The 18,487-nt window shown below is 73.1% G+C and carries 13 protein-coding genes; 3 read left to right on the top strand and 10 right to left on the bottom strand.

What is annotated here, in order from left to right; genetic code table 11:
* Positions 1-63: 63 nt before the first annotated feature.
* The 8 genes from ASC56_RS07690 to ASC56_RS07725 all read right to left on the bottom strand — a co-directional run bounded on the left by ASC56_RS07690 (position 64) and on the right by ASC56_RS07725 (position 10,217).
* On the bottom strand, positions 64-663 hold the full coding sequence (locus ASC56_RS07690) for a TetR/AcrR family transcriptional regulator (RefSeq protein ID WP_055490466.1): 600 nt from the start codon (positions 661-663) through the stop codon (positions 64-66).
* Complete coding sequence (locus ASC56_RS07695; RefSeq protein WP_055490467.1) at positions 651-1,388, bottom strand: enoyl-CoA hydratase family protein; 738 nt, start codon at positions 1,386-1,388, stop codon at positions 651-653. Before ASC56_RS07695 ends, ASC56_RS07690 begins: the two co-directional genes overlap by 13 nt.
* Positions 1,385-2,947 (bottom strand): 4-coumarate--CoA ligase family protein, encoded by a 1,563-nt coding sequence (locus ASC56_RS07700; RefSeq protein ID WP_055490468.1) that lies wholly within the window; start codon positions 2,945-2,947, stop codon positions 1,385-1,387. Before ASC56_RS07700 ends, ASC56_RS07695 begins: the two co-directional genes overlap by 4 nt.
* A gap of 41 nt (positions 2,948-2,988) precedes the next feature.
* Complete coding sequence (locus ASC56_RS07705) at positions 2,989-4,149, bottom strand: acyl-CoA dehydrogenase family protein (RefSeq protein WP_055490469.1); 1,161 nt, start codon at positions 4,147-4,149, stop codon at positions 2,989-2,991.
* Positions 4,150-4,228: 79 nt separating this feature from the next.
* Positions 4,229-6,076 carry a biotin carboxylase N-terminal domain-containing protein gene (locus ASC56_RS07710; protein ID WP_055490470.1) on the bottom strand — a complete coding sequence of 616 codons (1,848 nt, stop codon included), beginning with the start codon at positions 6,074-6,076 and terminating at the stop codon, positions 4,229-4,231.
* A 6-nt stretch (positions 6,077-6,082) separates the two neighbouring features.
* Positions 6,083-7,681, bottom strand: coding sequence for an acyl-CoA carboxylase subunit beta (locus ASC56_RS07715; protein ID WP_055490471.1), 1,599 nt, complete (start codon positions 7,679-7,681; stop codon positions 6,083-6,085).
* Positions 7,678-9,423 carry an acyclic terpene utilization AtuA family protein gene (locus ASC56_RS07720; protein WP_055490472.1) on the bottom strand — a complete coding sequence of 582 codons (1,746 nt, stop codon included), beginning with the start codon at positions 9,421-9,423 and terminating at the stop codon, positions 7,678-7,680. The genes ASC56_RS07715 and ASC56_RS07720 overlap by 4 nt, the downstream gene beginning before the upstream one ends.
* Entirely contained in the window at positions 9,420-10,217 is a 798-nt protein-coding gene (locus ASC56_RS07725) for a TIGR03084 family metal-binding protein (protein ID WP_055490652.1), read from the bottom strand. The genes ASC56_RS07720 and ASC56_RS07725 overlap by 4 nt, the downstream gene beginning before the upstream one ends.
* Before the next feature lie 370 nt (positions 10,218-10,587).
* Here ASC56_RS07725 and ASC56_RS42755 point away from each other — a divergent pair, with 370 nt between their 5' ends.
* The 3 genes from ASC56_RS42755 to ASC56_RS07735 all read left to right on the top strand — a co-directional run bounded on the left by ASC56_RS42755 (position 10,588) and on the right by ASC56_RS07735 (position 14,101).
* Positions 10,588-10,722: a hypothetical protein gene (locus ASC56_RS42755; RefSeq protein ID WP_267887608.1), complete on the top strand. Its 135-nt coding sequence runs from the start codon at positions 10,588-10,590 to the stop codon at positions 10,720-10,722.
* A gap of 138 nt (positions 10,723-10,860) precedes the next feature.
* Positions 10,861-12,975: an ABC transporter ATP-binding protein gene (locus ASC56_RS07730; protein ID WP_055490473.1), complete on the top strand. Its 2,115-nt coding sequence runs from the start codon at positions 10,861-10,863 to the stop codon at positions 12,973-12,975.
* Between the two features lie 172 nt (positions 12,976-13,147).
* Positions 13,148-14,101 carry a DMT family transporter gene (locus ASC56_RS07735; RefSeq protein WP_055490474.1) on the top strand — a complete coding sequence of 318 codons (954 nt, stop codon included), beginning with the start codon at positions 13,148-13,150 and terminating at the stop codon, positions 14,099-14,101.
* A 122-nt stretch (positions 14,102-14,223) separates the two neighbouring features.
* Here ASC56_RS07735 and ASC56_RS07740 read toward each other — a convergent pair whose 3' ends face one another.
* Together ASC56_RS07740 and ASC56_RS07745 are read right to left on the bottom strand one after the other, a co-directional pair.
* On the bottom strand, positions 14,224-15,348 hold the full coding sequence (locus ASC56_RS07740; protein WP_055490475.1) for a peptidoglycan bridge formation glycyltransferase FemA/FemB family protein: 1,125 nt from the start codon (positions 15,346-15,348) through the stop codon (positions 14,224-14,226).
* 182 nt (positions 15,349-15,530) lie between these two features.
* Entirely contained in the window at positions 15,531-18,467 is a 2,937-nt protein-coding gene (locus ASC56_RS07745; protein ID WP_055490476.1) for an FAD-binding and (Fe-S)-binding domain-containing protein, read from the bottom strand.
* Positions 18,468-18,487: the final 20 nt, after the last annotated feature.

Consider the following 18,487-nt stretch of genomic DNA (forward strand, 5'->3'; position numbering starts at 1 on the left):
GCAAGGGTACTGCCCGGCGCCCGGTGCGGATGTCCTGGCCGCTGGTGAGGTCCGCAACGCCCCTCAGCCCAGCGCGTCCTCCAGCAGGGCCGCCCACTGGGTCACCACCCGCTCCCGGCGGCCCGTGTCGTCGGTGAGGAGGTTCGCGAGGCCCAGGCCGCGGGCCATGTCGAGCAGGCCCTGGACGGTCTCGCGGACGCCGGGCCGGGACTCGTCGGCGCCGAGCAGGTCGACGGCGATGCGGTGGGTCTCGCGGCCGACGCGCCCCTCCAGTTCCGTGACGCGCGGGCGCAGTTGCTCCTCGTTCGAGGCGGCGACCCACAGGTGCAGGGCCGCCCGGAACAGCGGGCCGGTGTAGAGGTCGACGAGGGCCGCGACCACCGCACGGCGGTCGGCGGCGCCCTGGGGGAACAGCGCCCGTAGGGCCGTGGAGCGCTCCTCGGCGACGTACTCGACGGCCGCGGTGAACAGGTCCTCGCGGGTGGGGAAGTGGTGCTGGGCGGCGCCCCGGGAGACGCCGGCGCGTTCGGCGACGACGGAGACCGTGGAGCCGGCCCAGCCGTGTTCGGCGAGGCAGGCCACGGCGGCTTCCAGGAGCCGTTGCCGGGTCGCTCGGCTGCGGTCCTGCTTGGGTACGCGTTCGACCGTGCTCACACCACCCATACCGGATCCCGTCGTTCGAGGAAGGCCGTCATCCCCTCGCGGGCCTGCGGGGAGGAGAACAGCCGGGCCGAGAGCGCGGTCAGGTCGGCCGCGTCCCGGTCGAAGGTCTCCAGCACAGTAGCCGTGAGCAGTCGTTTGGTCTCGGCCAGCCCCTGGGGCGAGGCCCGGCGCAGTCCGTCGAGGACGGGTGCGAGCACGTCGTCGGCGTTCTCGCCCGCGGCCGTGACCAGCCCGGTGCGTACGGCTTCGGCGGCGTCGAAGCGTTCACCGGTGAGGTAGTAGCGGGCGAGGGCGCGGGGGTCGGTGCGTGGCAGCAGGGGCAGGGAGATGACGGCGGGGGCGACACCGATGCGGACCTCGGTGAAGGCGAAGGTGGCCGTGGCGGAGGCGGCCGCGATGTCGCAGGCGCCCAGCAGGCCGAGGCCGCCCGCCCGTACGTGCCCGGTCACCCGGGCGACGACGGGTTTGCGCAGCTCGACGATCTGCCGCAGCAGCCCGACCAGGGCCCCTGGCTTCGGCGGGTCGCGCAGGTCGGCGCCCGCGCAGAAGGTGTTGCCGGTGTGGGTGAGGAGGACGGCGCGTGTGTCGCCGTCCTTGCCGCAGCGGGTGAGCGCCTCCGCCAGTCCGCCGACGAGCGCGGCCGACAGGGCGTTGCGGTTGCCGGGCGAGTCGAGGGTGAGGGTGGTGATGCCGCGGTCGTGCGCGGTGTGGACGAGTTCGGTCATGACCGCTCCCTCAGCTGCCGGCGGAGGATCTTGCCGGAGGCGGCCCGCGGCACCTCTTCGATGAAGGTGACCTTCCGGACGCGTTTGTAGGGGGCGACGCGTTCGGCGACGTACATCATGACCTCGCCCTCGGAGAGGTGGTCCGTGTCCGGGCGGCGCACCACGAAGGCGTGCGGGACCTCGTTGTGGTCGTCGGTCGAGCCGATGACGGCGGCGTCCGCGATCTTCGGGTGGGTCAGCAGGAGTGCCTCCAGTTCGGCGGGGGCCACCTGGAAGCCCTTGTACTTGATGAGTTCCTTGACACGGTCGACGACGAACAGCCAGCCGTCGGCGTCGACGCGGCCGACGTCGCCGGTGTGCAGCCAGCCGTCCCGGTCGATCATCGCGTCGGTCGCCTCGGGCCGTCCCAGGTAGCCCTTCATCACCTGGGGACCGCGGATGGCGATCTCACCGGTCTCGCCGACGCCGAGGTCCTTGTCGGGGTCGTCGAGGGAGAGGATGCGCATCTGGGTGCCGGCGATGAGCTTGCCGACCGTTCCGGGGGGCGGGTTCTGGGCGTTCAGCGGGACCACGTGGGTGCCGGGTGACAGTTCCGTCATGCCGTAGGCCTGGCCGATCGGCGGCAGCCCGAGCCGCCGTGAGCAGGCGGTGGCCAGGCCGGCATCCAGCGGTGCGGCGGCGGAGACGATGTATTTCAGGGACGACAGGTCGTAGCCCTCGACGGCCGGGTGCTTGGCGAGGGCGAGGACGATGGGCGGCGCGACGTACAGGGCCGTGATGCGGTGCTTCTCGATGGCGGCCAGGAACGTCTCCAGGTCGAAGCGGGGCAGGACGACGACCGTGGCGCCCAGTCTGAGGGGCGCGTTCATGAGGGCGGTCAGCCCGTAGATGTGGAAGAACGGCAGCACGGCGAGGATGCGGTCGCCGGGTTCGGCCGCCACCAGGGGCTGGAGCTGCGCGAGGTTCGTGGCGATGGAGCGGTGGGTGAGCATGACGCCCTTGGGGATGCCCGTGGTCCCGGACGAGTACGGGAGGGCCGCTATGTCCTCGGCCGGGTCGATGTCGACCTGGGGTTCGGGCGCGTTGGTGGCCAGCATGTCGATCAGGGAGCGGTGGCCGGGCGCGCTGTCGCAGACGAAGATCTCCCGTATGCCGCCCACCTTCTCCGCGGCTGTGTGCGCCGTCTCCAGGAAGGGCGACACGGTGACGATCCAGCGGGCGGCCGAGTCGCGCAGTTGCGCCGCGAACTCGTCGGCGGTGGCGAGCGGGTGCACGGTGGTGACCGACGCCCCCGCGCGCGTGGCCGCGTAGAAGGCGGTGGGGAAGGCGATCGTGTTGGGGCTGTGCAGGGCGAGCACATCGCCCTTGCGCACGCCCGCCTCGGCGAAGGCGGCGGCCAGCCGCCGGTGGAACCGGTCGAGCTGCTCGTACGTGAGGGTGGTGCCGTCCACGCCGTCGATCAGGGCGGGCAGTTCGGCGAACTCGGCGGCGCGGCCCAGGACCGCCTCGTGGATGGGGAGTTCGACGGCGGGGACGTCTGCGTACTGGCTTCGGAACACGGTTCCTCCTCGTACGGCTCGGTACGGCTCAGGCTCGGCGCCTAGTACGACTTCGGCAGGCCCAGGGTCTGGTGGGAGACGTAGTTGAGAATCATCTCCCGGCTCACCGGTGCGATACGAGACACGCGCGAGGCCGTGATGAGCGAGGCGAGCCCGAACTCCCGGGTGAGGCCGTTGCCGCCGAGGGTGTGCACGGCCTGGTCGACAGCCTTCACACAGGCCTCCCCGGCCGCGTACTTGGCCATGTTGGCTGCCTCTCCGGCGGCGATGTCGTCCCCGGAGTCGTAGAGGAAGGCGGCCTTCTGCATCATCAGGCGGGCCAGTTCGAGGTCGATGTGGGACTGCGCGAGGGGGTGCGCGATCGCCTGGTGGGCGCCGATGGGCTGCTTCCAGACGGTACGGTCGCGCGCGTAGTCGACGGCACGGGACAGGGCGTAGCGGCCCATGCCGATCGCGAAGGCGGCGGTCATCACGCGTTCGGGGTTGAGGCCGGCGAACAGCTGGAGCAGTCCCGCGTCCTCGTCGCCGACGAGCGCGTCGGCGGGCAGCCGTACGTCGTCGAGGCTCACCTCGAACTGCTTCTCCGCCCCGGCCAGTTCCATGTCGATCTGCCGCCGTTCGAAGCCGGGCGCGTCCCGCGGGACGATGAACAGGCAGGGCTTGAGCCTGCCGGTGCGGGCGTCCTCGGCGCGGCCGACGATCAGGGTCGCGTCGGCGATGTCGACGCCGGAGATGAACACCTTGCGGCCGCTGAGGACCCAGTCCTGGCCGTGGTGGCGGGCGGTGGTGGTGATGCGGTGGGAGTTGGAGCCGGCGTCGGGTTCGGTGATGCCGAAGGCCATGGTGCGGGTGCCTTCGGCGATACCGGGGAGCCAGGTCCGCTTCTGTTCGTCGGTGCCGAAGCGGGCGATGACCGTGCCGCAGATGGCCGGGGAGACGACGAGCATGAGGAGGGGGCTGCCGGCCGCGCCCAGCTCTTCGAGGACGATGGCGAGTTCGGCTATGCCGCCGCCTCCGCCGCCGTACGCCTCCGGCAGGTTGACGCCGAGGTAGCCGAGTTCGGCGGCCTCGGACCAGAGTTCGGTGGGGTGGCGGTTCTCGGCGATGACGGTGGTGAGGTAGTCGCGGCCGTAGCGTTTGCCGAGGGCGGCGACGGCCGCGCGGAGGGTCTTGTGCTCGTCGGTTTCGATGATGGGGCTCATGTCGGTCTCCCGAGTGCGAGTTGTTCGTGGTTGCTCGCGCCCACGCGGCTGGGCCGCATGCCGGTACGGTCCCGCGCCCCTATCGGGGCGGGTTGTCGTGCACCACGGCCAGCAGTGTGCCCAGTTCCACCTGCCGTCCGGGCGTCACGTGCAGGGCCGTGAGCGTGCCTGTGACCGGTGCCGTGATCTTGTGTTCCATCTTCATCGCCTCCAGCCACAGCAAAGGCTCTCCGGCCCGCACGGCGGCTCCGACGCTCAGACCGTCGGCGACCCGTACGACCGTTCCCGGCATGGGGGCCAGCAGGGAGCCGGGGGCGTGGTCGGCGGTGGGTTCGCGGAAGCGGGGCAGGGCGGTGAGCGCGGTCGGGCCGACGTACACCTGGTCGCCGTACCGCGCCACGTCGAACTTCCGCCGGACACCGTCCACTTCCAGGATCACCAGGCGGGCGTCGGCGTGCACCACGCGCACCCCGTCCGCGGCCGGGCCCGAGCGGGTGTGCCGGTAGCGGACCTCGTGTTCCTCGCCCGCCATGAGGTACCGCTTGGTCTGCGGCTGCGAGGGCAGGTTGCGCCAGCCGCCGAACCGCGAGCGCCCGTGGGCGTCGGCGAGGGCGGCGGCCAGGGGGGCGTGCGGGTCGGGGTCGGGCTCCGTCAGCTCGGGCAGATGGCGGTCGTAGAAGCCGGTGTCCATCCGGGCGGCCGTGAGCTCCTCGTGGCGCAGGGACCGCACGAGCAGGTCCCGGTTCGTCACCGGGCCGTGGATCCCGGCCCTCTCCAGGGCGCCCGCGAGCCTCCGGATCGCCTCCGCGCGCGTGGGGGCGTGGGCGACGGCCTTGGCGAGCATGGGGTCGTAGTGGACACCGATGGCGTCGCCGTCCGCGTACCCCGTGTCCAGGCGCACGTCCGGTACGGCGAGGCGGTGCAGCGTGCCGGTCTGCGGGGCCCAGTCCCGGGCCGGGTCCTCGGCGTAGAGCCGGGCCTCGATCGCGTGGCCACGCGCGCGTGGCGGCTCGCTGTCGAGGGCCGCGCCTTCCGCCACCCGGATCTGCAGGGCCACCAGGTCGATCCCGAAGACGGCCTCGGTGACCGGGTGTTCCACCTGGAGCCGGGTGTTCATCTCCAGGAAGTGCGCCCGGCCGTCCGCGACCAGGAACTCCACCGTGCCGGCGCCCACGTAGTCGACGGCACGGGCGGCCCGCACGGCCATCGCGCACAGGGAGCCGGTCAGTTCGGGCGTCAGACCCGGTGCGGGGGCCTCCTCGATCACCTTCTGGTGGCGGCGCTGGAGGGAGCAGTCGCGGGTGCCCAGCGCCCACACGGTGCCGTGCGTGTCGGCGAGGATCTGCACCTCCACATGGCGTCCGCCCTCGACGTAGGGCTCGACGAAGACCTCGTCGTCACCGAAGGCGCTCAGCGCCTCGGCGCGGGCGGCGGTCAGCTCGGCGTCCAGGGCGGCCAGTTCGCGTACCACCCGCATCCCGCGCCCGCCGCCGCCCGCCGCCGCCTTCACCAGGACGGGCAGGTCGTCGGCGGTGACCGTGGTCAGCGGCGCCAGGCCCATCAGCTTCTTCGCGCGCGTCTTGGAGGCCATGGCCTCGATCGCCTCGGGTGGCGGGCCGATCCACACCAGGCCCGCCTCGCGCACCGCACGCGCGAAGTCGGCGTTCTCGGACAGGAAGCCGTAGCCGGGGTGCACGGCGTCGGCGCCGGCGGCCAGGGCCGCCCTGACGATCAGGTCACCGCGCAGATACGTGTCCGTGGGTGCCGCCCCCGGCAGTCGTACCGCGGCGTCGGCCACGCGCGCGTGGAGGGCGTTCCGGTCGGCGTCCGAGTGCACGGCGACGGTACGGATTCCGAGTTCCCGGCAGGTGCGGAAGACACGGCAGGCGATCTCGCCGCGGTTCGCCACCAGAACGGAAGTAATCACGGGGCCTCACATCCGGAAGACGCCGAACCCGCCACGCGCGCCCTCGTAGGGCGCCGTGTGGATCGCGGACAGGCACAGGCCGAGGACGGTGCGGGTGTCGCGCGGGTCGATGACTCCGTCGTCGTACAGCCGCCCCGACAGGAACATCGGCAGGGACTCGGACTCGATCTGCTGCTCCACCATGGCGCGCAGGGCGGCGTCCGCGTCCTCGTCGTAGGGCTGCCCCTTCGCGGCCGCCGACTGGCGGGCGACGATCGAGAGGACACCGGCGAGCTGCTGCGGGCCCATGACGGCCGACTTGGCGCTGGGCCAGGCGAACAGGAAGCGCGGGTCGTAGGCCCGCCCGCACATGCCGTAGTGGCCGGCCCCGTACGAGGCCCCCAGGAGCACGGACAGATGCGGCACCCGGCTGTTGGACACCGCGTTGATCATCATCGCGCCGTGTTTGATGATGCCGCCCTGCTCGTACTCCCGGCCGACCATGTAGCCGGTGGTGTTGTGCAGGAACAGCAGGGGGATGTCACGCTGGTTGGCCAGCTGGATGAACTGCGCCGCCTTCTGGGACTCCTCGCTGAAGAGGACCCCCTGGGCGTTCGCCAGCACCCCGACCGGATAGCCGTGCAGGGTGGCCCACCCGGTGCACAGGCTGGTCCCGTACAGGGGTTTGAACTCGTCGAAGTCGGAGGCGTCGACGACCCGGGCGATGACCTCGCGCGGGTCGAACGGCACCTTCAGGTCGCCGGGCACGATCCCCAGGAGTTCCCCCGCGTCGTACTTGGGAGGGACGGCCGGGCCGGGATCGGCGTACGCCTTGCGGTGGTTGAGGCGGGCGACCACGCGCCGTGCCTGCCGCAGCGCGTCCTGCTCGTCGACGGCGTAGTGGTCCGCGAGTCCGGACACGCGCGCGTGCATCTCGGCGCCGCCGAGGGACTCGTCGTCGCTCTCCTCGCCGGTGGCCATCTTCACCAGCGGCGGCCCGCCGAGGAAGACCTTGGCGCGCTCCTTGACCATGATCGTGTGGTCGGACATGCCGGGGATGTAGGCGCCGCCGGCGGTCGAGTTCCCGAAGACGACGGCGATGGTCGGGATCCCGGCCGCCGACAGCCGGGTGAGGTCGCGGAAGATCGCTCCCCCGGGGATGAAGATCTCCTTCTGGGACGGCAGATCGGCGCCGCCCGACTCGACGAGGCTGATGCACGGCAGCCGGTTGGCGAGCGCGATGTCGTTGGCGCGCAGGGCCTTCTTCAGGCTCCACGGGTTGCTGGCGCCGCCGCGCACCGTCGGGTCGTTCGCGGTGATCAGGCACTCGACGCCCTCGACGACGCCGATGCCGGTGACCAGGGAGGCGCCCACGGTCCAGTCGCTGCCCCAGGCGGCGAGCGGGGACAGTTCCAGGAAGGGCGTGTCGGGGTCGAGGAGGAGTTCGATGCGCTCGCGGGCGAGCAACTTGCCGCGCCCGCGGTGCCGCGCCACGTACTTCTCGCCGCCGCCCGCGAGCGCCTTGGCGTGCTCGGCCTCCAGCTCGGCGAGTCTGGCGAGCATGGCCGCGCGGTTGGCGCGGTGGTCGGGGCTGCCCACGTCCACAGCGGACGACAGGACCGTCACAGCAGGGCCTCCGGTAGGTCGAGGTGGCGGGCGCGCAGCCATTCGCCCAGGGCCTTGGCCTGCGGGTCGAAGCGGTGCTGCGCGGCGACGCCCTCGCCGAGGAGCCCCTCGACGACGAAGTTCAGGGCGCGCAGGTTGGGCAGGAGATGGCGTACGACCGGCAAGCCCGCCGTCTCCGGGAGGAGTTCGCGGAACCGATCGACGGTGAGGGTGTGCACGAGCCACGCCCAGGCCCCGTCCGTGCGCGCCCACACGCCCACGTTGGCGCTCCCGCCCTTGTCCCCGCTGCGGGCCCCGGCGACCCGACCGAGCGGGGCACGTCGTAGCGGACCCGGGGGCGGTGGCTCGGGCAGTGACGGCTCCGGCACGTCGCCGAGTACGAGGGTGTCGTGGGCCGGGGCCACGGGTATGCGTCGCCCGTCGTGGAGCACGGCCCTGTGGTCCACGGCGGCGCGGTCGACGTAGGCCGCCTCGAAGATCCCGTACGGCGCTCCCTTGCCCGGCGGTGCGACCACATGGAAGCCGGGGTAGCTCGCGAGCGCCAGTTCGACGGCGGCGCCGCTGAGCGCCCGGCCCACCGTCTCCTGGGCGGGGTCGCGTACGACGAGCCGGAGCAGGGCGCTCGCGGTCTCCTCGGTCGGGGCGTCGGGGTGATCGGTGCGGGCCAGGTCCCACCGGACCTCGGCCGGGCGGGACTTGGCCGCGTCCAGCGCCGCCTCCATCTGGGCCCGGACGAGCGCGGCCTTGGCCTCGATGTCGAGCCCCGTCAGGACGAAGGCGACCTCGTTGCGGAAGCCGCCGAGGCGGCTGAGGCCGACCTTCAGTTCGGGGGGCGGGGCCTCCCCGCGCACGCCCTCGATGCGCACCCGGTCGGGCCCCTCCTGGGTGAGCCGGACCGTGTCGAGGCGGGCGGTGACATCGGGGCCCGGGTACCGGGCGCCGGCCGTCTCGTACAGGAGCTGCGCGGTGACCGTGCCGACGTCCACGACACCGCCGGTGCCGTCGTGCTTGGTGATGACGCTGCTGCCGTCCTCGTGGAGTTCGGCGAGCGGGAAGCCCGGGTGGCGCAGCAGGTCGGGCGGGTGGTCGGTGAAGAAGGCGTAGTTGCCGCCGGTGGCCTGCGCCCCGCACTCCAGGACGTGCCCGGCGACCACCGCGCCCGCCAGCCGGTCGTACTCCCGCTCCCCCCAGCCGAAGTGGGCGGCGGCGGGCCCGGTGACGAGCGCGGCGTCCGTCACGCGCCCGGTGACCACGATGTCGGCGCCCTCGCGCAGACATACGGCGATGCCGTGGCCACCGAGATAGGCGTGGGCGGCCAGGGTGCCCGTGGGTGTCTCCCCTGGTCGAGCGCGGCCGGGACCTTGGGGGAGGGAGGCGGTGAGGTCGTCGCCCTCGACGTGCGCCACGCGGACGGGGATGCCGAGTCGAGCGGCCAGCTCCCGTACCGCGTCGGCGAGTCCGGCGGGGTTGAGGCCGCCCGCGTTCGCCACGATCCGCACGCCCCGCTCATGGGCGAGGCCCAGGCACTCCTCCAACTGGCCGAGGAAGGTGCGCGCGTAGCCTCCGGTGGGGTTCTTGAGGCGGTCGCGGAGAAGGATGAACATCGTGAGCTCGGCGAGGTAGTCACCGGTGAGGACGTCCAGGGGGCCGCCGGTGAGCATCTCGCGCAGGGCGTCGAAACGGTCGCCGTAGAAGCCGGAGGCGTTGCCTATGCGCAGCGGCCGGGGGTCCGCCGGGCTCACCGGGCCTCCCCCTTCGGCGCCCGTCCCGCTCCCGGCGGGCCCGCGAACGCCTGGGCGATGTCCAGCCAGCGGTCCGCGTCCGGGCCCTCGGCCCGTACCGCGAGGTCGGCCCGGTTGGCGCGCTGGGTGACCAGCAGACAGAAGTCCAGTGCGGGGCCGGTCACGCGCTGGGCGGCGTCCTGCGGCCCGTACGTCCACACCTCGCTCCCCGAGGGAGCGGTCAGTTCCACCCGGAACTCCTCGCGGGGCGCGCTCAATCCCCGTACCGCGAAGGCGAAGTCACGTGCCCGGACCCCGATGCGGGCCACATGCCGCAACCGGTCGGTGGGGGTGCGCACCACACCGAGCGTGTCGGCGACGTCCTGGCCGTGCGCCCAGGTCTCCATCAGCCGGCCGGTGGCCATGGACGCGGCGGACATGGGCGGCCCGTACCAGGGGAAGCGGGTGCCGGAGGGCGCGGCGCGCAGGGCGTGGTCCAGGGCGGTGCGCCCCGCACGCCACTCGGCGAGCAGCCGGGCGGGCGGCAGCGCGGCCCCCTCCCGCGCGGCCTCGTCGACCCAGGTGCCGGGCGACGCGAGTGCCTTCTCCACCTCCACCGCGAACGCCTTCGCGTCGGTGACGGCCAGCAGGGCGGCCCGGTCCGTCCAGGCGAGGTGCGCGATCTGATGGGCGACGGTCCAGCCGGGGGCGGGCGTGGTGAGAGCCCACCGGTCCTCGCTCAACTGGGCCACCAGGCGGTCGAGTTCCTCGCTCTCCCGGCCCAGGTCGTCGATCACGGACGATGCGTCGGACACGATGCGCTCCCCTCGGGGCACGACGGTGTGCGTGGGGAGCATGGCAGTCGGCACAGAAACAATCAAGCGTGCTTGTATTGATTCGGGTCGCGGGGCGTCCGGGAGGCGTCGGCCGGGGTGTTCGCCAGGGAGCTCACAGCAACGGTCCCCGGGGGACAACCAACACCCAGGTTCCCCCCTCGACACCCAGGCTTCTCCCAGCTATTCACAGCGCCTGTTTGCTGTTCCTTGCCATTGCGCGGTTCGGCGCCGTGTAAGTTCTTCCATGTCGGGCGGCGGAGAATCTCACGAGATGCACAACCCGAAATCCCCGCCCACGTCCGCAGAGAATTCTCACACCATTGCACAGTAAAACTCTCAAGGAGTCGGAATGAGCTTCAAGAAGCTTGCCCCGCTGCCCCCGAAGCCCGCGTCGAAGCAGCTCCCGCACCCGCCGAAGCCGCGTCCGAAGAAGAAGCACGAGCGGAAGCCGCTGCCCAAGCCGCTGCCCGGCCACGACGGCTGATCCGGCGAGGATGAAGAGGGACGACGGTGCACCGCCGTCCCTCTTCGGCATTTCCCGGTGATTGCCGAACGGCACTTCACAGCCCACTCCGAGGCATTTCAAAGCGGTGGCCCATCCTTATGGCCGAGCCTTACGGGTATGACCGCTACGGACCAGTACGAGTACGAGTACACGGACGGCGACGAGTACGCGGACGACGACACCCCCACCATTCCCGCCCGTGTCGCCTTCCGGCGCTTCTGGCCCATGACCAAGGGTCTGCGGGGCCGACTCGTGGGGGTCTGGGTGTGCACGGTGCTCGCCGCGCTCGCCGAGACCGCCGCCATCCTGCTGTTCGGCGAACTCACCGACCACGCGCTGCAGAAGGGTTCGCTCGGCGCGTTCTGGCGCCCGGCCGTCGAGTGGCTCGGGGCCGCCGTGCTCGGCGGGGCCATCGGGTACGCGGGCAACTCCCTGGCCGCGTGGATCGCCGAGCGCTTCGTGATGCGGCTGCGGGAGCACGTCTTCGACCACGTACAGCAGTTGCCGCCGCACTTCTTCCAACGGCACCGGCAGGGCGACCTGTTGTCCCGGCTGACCAGCGATGTCGAGGCGATCGAGACGATGGTCGTGTCCGGGCTGGTGGGCGCCGCCTCCGCGGCCTTCAGCGCCGTCTTCTACGCGGCCGCCGCGTTCTGGCTGCGCTGGGACCTGGCGGCGGCGACCTTCGTGCTCGCGCCGCTGTTCTGGCTGGCCGCCCGGCGCTTCTCCGGCAGCATCAAGTCCGTCTCGCGCGAGGGGCGCGTCGCCGACGGCGCGATCACCTCCGTGGTGGAGGAGTCCCTCGGCAACATCGTGCTCACACAGGCCTACGGCCGCCGGGACGCGGAGCGGCGGCGGCTCGGGCGGGAGGCGAACGCCTGGTTCCGGGCGTCGGTGCGCTCGGCCCGGCTCAACGAGCTGTACGAGCAGCTCGTCCAGGTCATCGAGACGGTGTGCGTGCTCGCGGTGATCGGCCTGGGAGCCTGGGAGATCTCCGGCGGACGGATGACGCTCGGCCAGCTCCTCGCGTTCGCGGCCTTCCTCGGCTATCTGTACCCGCCCGTACGCGGCCTCGCCCAGCTCGGGCTCACGGTCACGGCGGCCACGGCCGGCGCCGAGCGGCTGATCGAGATCCTCGACGTACGGCCCTCGGTGAGCGACCCGGCCCGCTGCCCGGACGCGCCGGTGGGCCGGCCCGACGGTGCCGTGGAGGTGCGGGACGTCTCCTTCCGCTACCCCGGCGCGGACCAGCCTGCCCTGGCGGGTCTGTCCTTCTCCGTACGGCCCGGCGAGCTGGTGATCATCACCGGGCCGAGCGGCGCGGGCAAGTCCACCGTCTCCAAGATGCTGCTGCGCTTCTACGACCCCGACTCCGGCTCGGTCCTCCTGGACGGCGCCCCGCTCGGCGCCTTCCCGCTGGCCCGGCTGCGCGAGTACATCACGCTGCTGCCGCAGGAGACCCTCGTCCTGCACGACACCGTCCGCGCGAACATCGCCTGCGGACGGCCCGGGGCCAGCGACCAGGCGATCATCGAGGCGGCCGAGGCGGCGGACGCGCACGACTTCGTGACGGGGCTGCCGGACGGGTACGACACCAGGGTCGACCCCCACTCGGCCCGGCTGTCCGGCGGTCAGCTCCAGCGCCTCGCGATCGCGCGCGCCATCCTGCGGGACGCGCCGGTCCTCGTCCTTGACGAGCCGACGACCGGCCTCGACGCGTTGGCCGCCCGACGGGTGGTCAAACCGCTGCGGCGTCTGATGGCCGGCCGCACCACGATCATGATCACGCACGATCTGAACCTGGCACCCGACGCCGACCGCGTCCTCGTCGTCGACAGGGGCCGTATCGTCGAGACGGGCCGTCACGAGGAACTGCTGGCCCGGGGCGGGGCCTACGCGCGTCTGCACCGGTCGCAGAACAACGCGCTGATGGACACGGGAGAGCTGCGGCTGCCACTGTTCGCGGCGGCGGGCGCGGGCGCCATGCCCGTGACAGTCCCGGTGCAGTACGCGGCCGGGGCGCCGACGCGGGACCCGATGGAGTACGCCGGTGAGGTGCCGGCGGCCCACCGGGGCGGCTGGTCCCCCGACCCGTACCACGTCCCCCACGTGGGGCCCCACCACCAGGACGCCCCGTACCGGTCCACCGGAGACGCACCCGGCGTCCTCCCCGACCACCTGCCGGACGGCCGTCCCCTCTTCCGCGACGACACGCCCTGGCCCGGCGTCTGACCCGCGCCGGGGGTCCCAGGCCCCGTGTCGGCACCTCGGCTGTCCCAGTACAGGCGCATGCCGTCCCAGTACAGGCGCATAAGGGGTTCACACGCCTGACTCGGTCCACTACCCTGGACTGGCAGGTACACCCTGCTGAACGAACTCTGAATGAAGCCCACCGGAAGGCCCCGTGAACACGCCCAGCGCCGCCCCCGCCACCCCGGCCTCGGTCCCCACCGCCCCGGACTCCGCCCCCGCAGCGCCCGGCGGGCCGCGTCGCGGGGGTTCCCTCGGGCCCGTCGGGCTGGTGCTCGCCGGGGGCGTCTCCGTGCAGTTCGGCGGGGCGCTCGCGGTGAGCCTGATGCCCCAGGCCGGCGCGCTCGGTGTGGTCACCCTGCGACTCGTGGCGGCGGCGGCCGTCCTGCTCCTGGTCTGCCGGCCGCGGCTGCGCGGGCACTCACGGACCGACTGGGGCACGGTCGTCGTCTTCGGCGTCACCATGGCCGCGATGAACGGCCTCTTCTACCAGGCCGTGGCCCGCATTCCGCTCGGCCCCGCCGTCACCCTGGAGGTCCTCGGCCCCCTGGCCCTCTCCGTTCTGGCGTCCCGCCGCGCGGTGAACCTGATCTGGGCGGGTCTCGCCCTGAGCGGTGTCTTCCTGCTGGGCGGCGGAGGCTTCGGCGACCTGGACCCGACGGGCGTCGCCTTCGCGCTCTCCGCGGGTGCGATGTGGGCCGCGTACATCGTCTTCAGCGCCCGCACCGGGCGGCGTTTCCCGCAGGCCGACGGACTCGCGCTGGCGATGGCGGTCGCCGCGGTGCTGTTCGTGCCGCTGGGGGTCGTCGAGTCGGGCACGAAGCTGCTCGTACCGGCGACGATCGGGCTGGGGGCGGCCGTCGCGATGCTCTCCTCGGTCCTGCCCTACACCCTGGAGCTGCTCGCCCTGCGCCGGCTGCCCGCCTCCACCTTCGCAATCCTGATGAGCCTGGAACCGGCGGTCGCGGCGACAGCGGGCTTCCTGGTCCTCGGGCAGTCCCTGACCGCGATCCAGGCGGTCGCCATCGCGCTCGTCATCGCGGCGAGCATGGGTGCGGTACGGACGCAGGTGGGCCGGGGCAAGGCGATGGCGCAGCCGGAGGCGTAGAGACAGCCGGAGGCATAGAGGCAGCGGAGGCGTAGAGGCAGCCGGAGGCGTAGATCAGGGGGCTCCGTCATCCGGCTCCGACGCCCCTGACGCCCGCGACGCCCCCGACATGCCATCCCGGCTCAACGGCGGGACATGTACATCTCCAGTGCCTTGTGGAGCAGGCGGTTGAGCGGGTAGTCCCACTCCCCCAGGTACTCCACCGCGTGCCCGCCCGTGCCGGCCTTGAAGCGGAGCAGGCCCAGGAGGTGGTTGGTGTCCTCCAGGGTGTCGGTGATGCCGCGCAGGTCGTAGACGGCGGCGCCCCTGTCGTGGGCGTCGGTCAGCATGCGCCACTGGATGGCGTTGTTCGGCTGGACCTCGCGGCGCCGGCTGGTGGAGGCGCCGTAGGAGTACCAGGCGTGGCTGCCGACCGTCAGCATCGTCGCGGCCGCCAGGACCTCGCCGTCGTGGTGGGCGAGATAGAGCCGCATGCGGCCGGGGTCCTCCGCAGTCAGCGCGGTCCACATCCGCTGGAAGTACGGCAGCGGGCGGGGGACGAAGCGGTCGCGCTCGGCGGTCTCGGTGTAGAGGGTGTAGAAGGCCGGCAGGTCCTCGTAGCCGCCCTGCACCACCTTCACGCCCGCCTTCTCGGCCTTCTTGACATTGCGGCGCCACTGCTGGTTCAGGCCGCGCTGGATGTCGTCGAGCGTCCGTCCGGCGAGCGGCACCTGGAAGACGTACCGGGGCTGGCCGGCCGCGAAGCCCTCCTCGCCGTCCGCCCGCGCCGGCCGCCAGCCCATGCGGCGCAACCGGTCCTCGATACCGCCCGCGCCCGGCTGGTGGTCGGTGGCCGGGACGTCCCGCAGCCGCCGCGCCCCCGGGTCCGCGATGGCGGCCTTGACGGCGTCCGCGCTCCAGCGGCGTACGACGACGGGCGGGCCGATCTTCACCGAGAAGGCACCGCGGCCCTTCAGATACGCGAGCAGGGGCTCCAGCCACCGGTCGAGGTCCGGCGCGTACCAGTCGATCAACGGCCCTTCGGGCAGATACGCCAGATACCGTCTGAGCTTCGGCAAGGGGCGGAACAGCACCAGGCCCACCCCGGCCGGCCGGTCCCCGCCCTCCTCGAACCAGCCCAGGCTCTCCGCCCGCCAGTCCGGCTTCACATCACCCCATGAGGGCATCTGCAGAGGGCTGGCCGACGGGCGCGAGGCGATGAACGCCAGGTGTTCCTCACGGGAGATCGGGCGGATGCGCAGGGACATGCGAAGGCTCCTCGGCGGGACACGGTGACGCCTGGTCGGACTGCGGACGGACCGGAGCCGGCTCCGGGCGTCGGGGTGTCGCGGTCACCGGCCGGGGCGAGCCCGCTCAGCTCCGCCCTTCCATCTTTCCGACTACCTGTGATGCCGCCACTCCGCCGACGCGGAGTTCACCGCGTTGGTCCTCACTCCTTGGTCCCTTCCAGCGCCTGCGCCAGTACCTCCGCCAGGTGCCGTGCCCTCCGGCCCGCCAGCTGCTCCAGCTGGGTGCGGCAGGAGAAGCCGTCCGCGAGGACGACCGCGTGTTCGGGCACCGTCCGTACCGCCGGGAGCAACTGGTCCTCCGCGCAGGCCCTCGAGACCTCGAAGTGGCCCTTGGCGAAGCCGAAGTCGCCCGCCAGTCCGCAGCAGCCGCCGCTCAGTTCGCCGGTGAGGCCCGCCGCTGCGCGCAGCCGGCGGTCGGCCGCGTCGCCGAGGACCGCGTGCTGATGACAGTGCGTCTGCCCGGCCACCGGGCGCTCCACCCGTGGCGGCGTCCAGTGCGGGGCGTGCCGCTCCAGGGCCTCCGCGAACGTCGTCACCGCCGCCGCCAGCCGGGGGGCTCGTGGGTCGTCGCCCAACAGCTCGGGCAGGTCCGTGCGCAGGGCGGCCGCACAGCTCGGTTCCAGGACGACCACCGGGACGCCGGTCGCGAGCACGGGCTCCATCAGGTCGAGTGTGCGGCGCGTGACGGTACGGGCGCGGTCCAACTGGCCCGTGGAGACGTACGTCAGTCCGCAGCACACCGGGCCCAGGAGGGAGGTCGGCCCGGTGCGCGGGAGCCGTGCGCCGCCGTCCCGGCCCGGCCGTCCGCGCACCGTCGGCGGCAGGACCACCCGCAGACCCGCCGCCTCCAGCACCCGTACGGCCGCCCGGCCGACGGAGGGCGACAGATGCTCCGTGAAGGTGTCCGGCCACAGGACGACCCGGGGGCCGTCACCGGGTCCGCCGCCGACCCGGCAAGCCGCGCGGCGGCGCCTCGCGGACTCCCGCCTCCACCACCGGGTGAACGTCTCCTCGGCCAGGCGCGGAATCGCACGCTCGGGCGCGATCCCGCCCAGCCGTTTGCCGAGCGCCGCCAAGGGCCGCACCGAGGCCAGGGCGTTGATCACCGCGGCCGTGCGGGTGCGGGCGACCGCCCGCAGCCAGACCGGCAGCCATCCCATCGCGTAGTGGGCGGCCGGTCTGCGCCGCCCCGCGTAGTGGTGGTGCAGGAACTCGGCCTTGTAGGTGGCCATGTCGACGCCGACCGGGCAGTCCGTGCGGCAGCCCTTGCAGGACAGGCACAGGTCCAGCGCGTCCCTGACCTCCGTCGACCGCCAGCCGTCGGTGACCACCTCACCCGCCAGCATCTCGTGCAGCAGCCGGGCCCGCCCGCGGGTGGAGTGCTCCTCCTCGCCGGTCGCCCGGAAGGAGGGGCACATCACGGCCGCGCCGGACACCGTCGTCGTACGGCACTTGGCGACGCCCACGCACCGGCGGACGGCCGCCGAGAAGTCTCCGGCGTCCGCCGGGTAGCCGAAGGCGACCGGCACCGGCTCCCGGGGCAGCACCGCGAACCGCAGGTTCTCGTCCAGCCGGGCGGGCCGCACCAGCGTCCCCGGGTTGAGCAGGTCGTCCGGGTCCCAGACGTCCTTGGCGCGCTCGAAGAGGCCCACCAGTTCCGGTCCGTACATCGTCGGCAGCAGCTCCGCCCGCGCCTGGCCGTCGCCGTGCTCCCCGGAGAGCGAGCCGCCGTGGGCGACGACCAGCTCCGCCAGGTCCCGCGAGAAGCGGCGGAAGCGGGCGATGCCCGGCCGGGTCATCAGGTCGAAGTCGATGCGGACGTGGATGCAGCCGTCCCCGAAGTGGCCGTACGGCGCGCCGCGCAGGCCGTGGTCGGCCAGCAGGCGCCGGAACTCCCCGAGGTACTCCCCCAGCCGGGCCGGCGGCACCGCGCAGTCCTCCCAGCCCGGCCATGCCTCGCTGCCGTCCGGCATCCGCGTCGCCGTACCGCTCGCGTCCTCGCGCAGGCGCCACAGGGCCCGCTGTCCGGCCGGGTCCGTGACCACCGCGGCGTCCGTCACGTCCGCCGCCCGGACGATCGCCTCCGCGTGCGCGCGTGCCTCCGCCGCGCTCTGCCCGCCCACCTCCACGAACAGCCAGGCGCCGCCGCGTGGCAGCCCAGCCGACGGGGGTACGAGGTCGGCGGCCATGCCCTCCACCGTCAGCGGGCCGTGCGGCAGCAGTCCGGCCGCCGCCTGGGCCGCCGCGCTCTCGTCCGCGTACGCCAGCACGGCGAGCGCCCGCGCGCGGGGTGCCTCGACGAGGCTGACGACCGCCTCCGTCAGGATCCCCAGGGTGCCCTCGGAGCCGCAGAAGGAACGGGCGACGTCCGCGCCTTTCTCGGGCAGCAGCGCATCCAGCGCGTACCCCGAGATGCGGCGCGGGAGGGACGGGTAGCCGGTGCGCAGCAGCGCCAACTCGCCCTCCGCCAGCGCCCGCAGGCCTTCGGGGGCGCCCCGCCACTGCCGACCCAGGGTCAGCGCGTCGCCCCGCGCGGTGAGCACCGACAGTTCTCGGGCGCTGTCCGCCGTGGTGCCCCAGGCCACCGAGTGGGAGCCGCACGCGTTGTTGCCGATCATGCCGCCCAGGGTGCAGCGGCTGTGCGTGGACGGGTCCGGGCCGAAGCGCAGCCCGTGCGGGGCGGCGGCCTCCTGGAGGCGGTCCAGGACCAGGCCCGGCTGCACCACCGCGGTACGCGCCTCGGGGTCGAGGGAGACGATCCCGTTCATGAACCGGGTGAAGTCGAGCACCACGCCCGTGCCCGTGGCCTGCCCGGCGATGGCCGTGCCGCCGCCGCGGGCGACGACCGGCACGCCGTGCGCCCGGCACACGCTCAGTACGGCCGCCACGTCGTCCGCGTCCCGGGGAGCGACCACACCGAGGGGCACCCGCCGGTAGTTGGACGCGTCCATGGTGTGCAGCGCGCGCGCCGTCGTACCGAACTCGACCGCGCCGCGCACCGCAGTGCGCAGCCGCGCCAGCAGTGCGCCCGCGTCCACGCTCACGGCCCCCTGCCCCCGCTTCCCGAGATCCGTCATGTTCCCCAGGATGCACGGGC

The sequence above is a fragment of the Streptomyces sp. TP-A0356 genome (assembly GCF_001417775.1).
Classification (GTDB): domain Bacteria; phylum Actinomycetota; class Actinomycetes; order Streptomycetales; family Streptomycetaceae; genus Streptomyces.

What these genes read in the sequence shown, in the direction of transcription:
- ASC56_RS42755 (WP_267887608.1), top strand. Translation starts at nt 10,588, where the DNA reads ATGAGCTTCAAGAAGCTTGCCCCGCTGCCCCCGAAGCCCGCGTCGAAG.
- ASC56_RS07705 (WP_055490469.1), bottom strand. Translation starts at nt 4,149, where the DNA reads ATGAGCCCCATCATCGAAACCGACGAGCACAAGACCCTCCGCGCGGCC.
- ASC56_RS07690 (WP_055490466.1), bottom strand. Translation starts at nt 663, where the DNA reads ATGGGTGGTGTGAGCACGGTCGAACGCGTACCCAAGCAGGACCGCAGC.
- ASC56_RS07745 (WP_055490476.1), bottom strand. Translation starts at nt 18,467, where the DNA reads ATGACGGATCTCGGGAAGCGGGGGCAGGGGGCCGTGAGCGTGGACGCG.
- ASC56_RS07695 (WP_055490467.1), bottom strand. Translation starts at nt 1,388, where the DNA reads ATGACCGAACTCGTCCACACCGCGCACGACCGCGGCATCACCACCCTC.
- ASC56_RS07730 (WP_055490473.1), top strand. Translation starts at nt 10,861, where the DNA reads ATGACCGCTACGGACCAGTACGAGTACGAGTACACGGACGGCGACGAG.
- ASC56_RS07740 (WP_055490475.1), bottom strand. Translation starts at nt 15,348, where the DNA reads ATGTCCCTGCGCATCCGCCCGATCTCCCGTGAGGAACACCTGGCGTTC.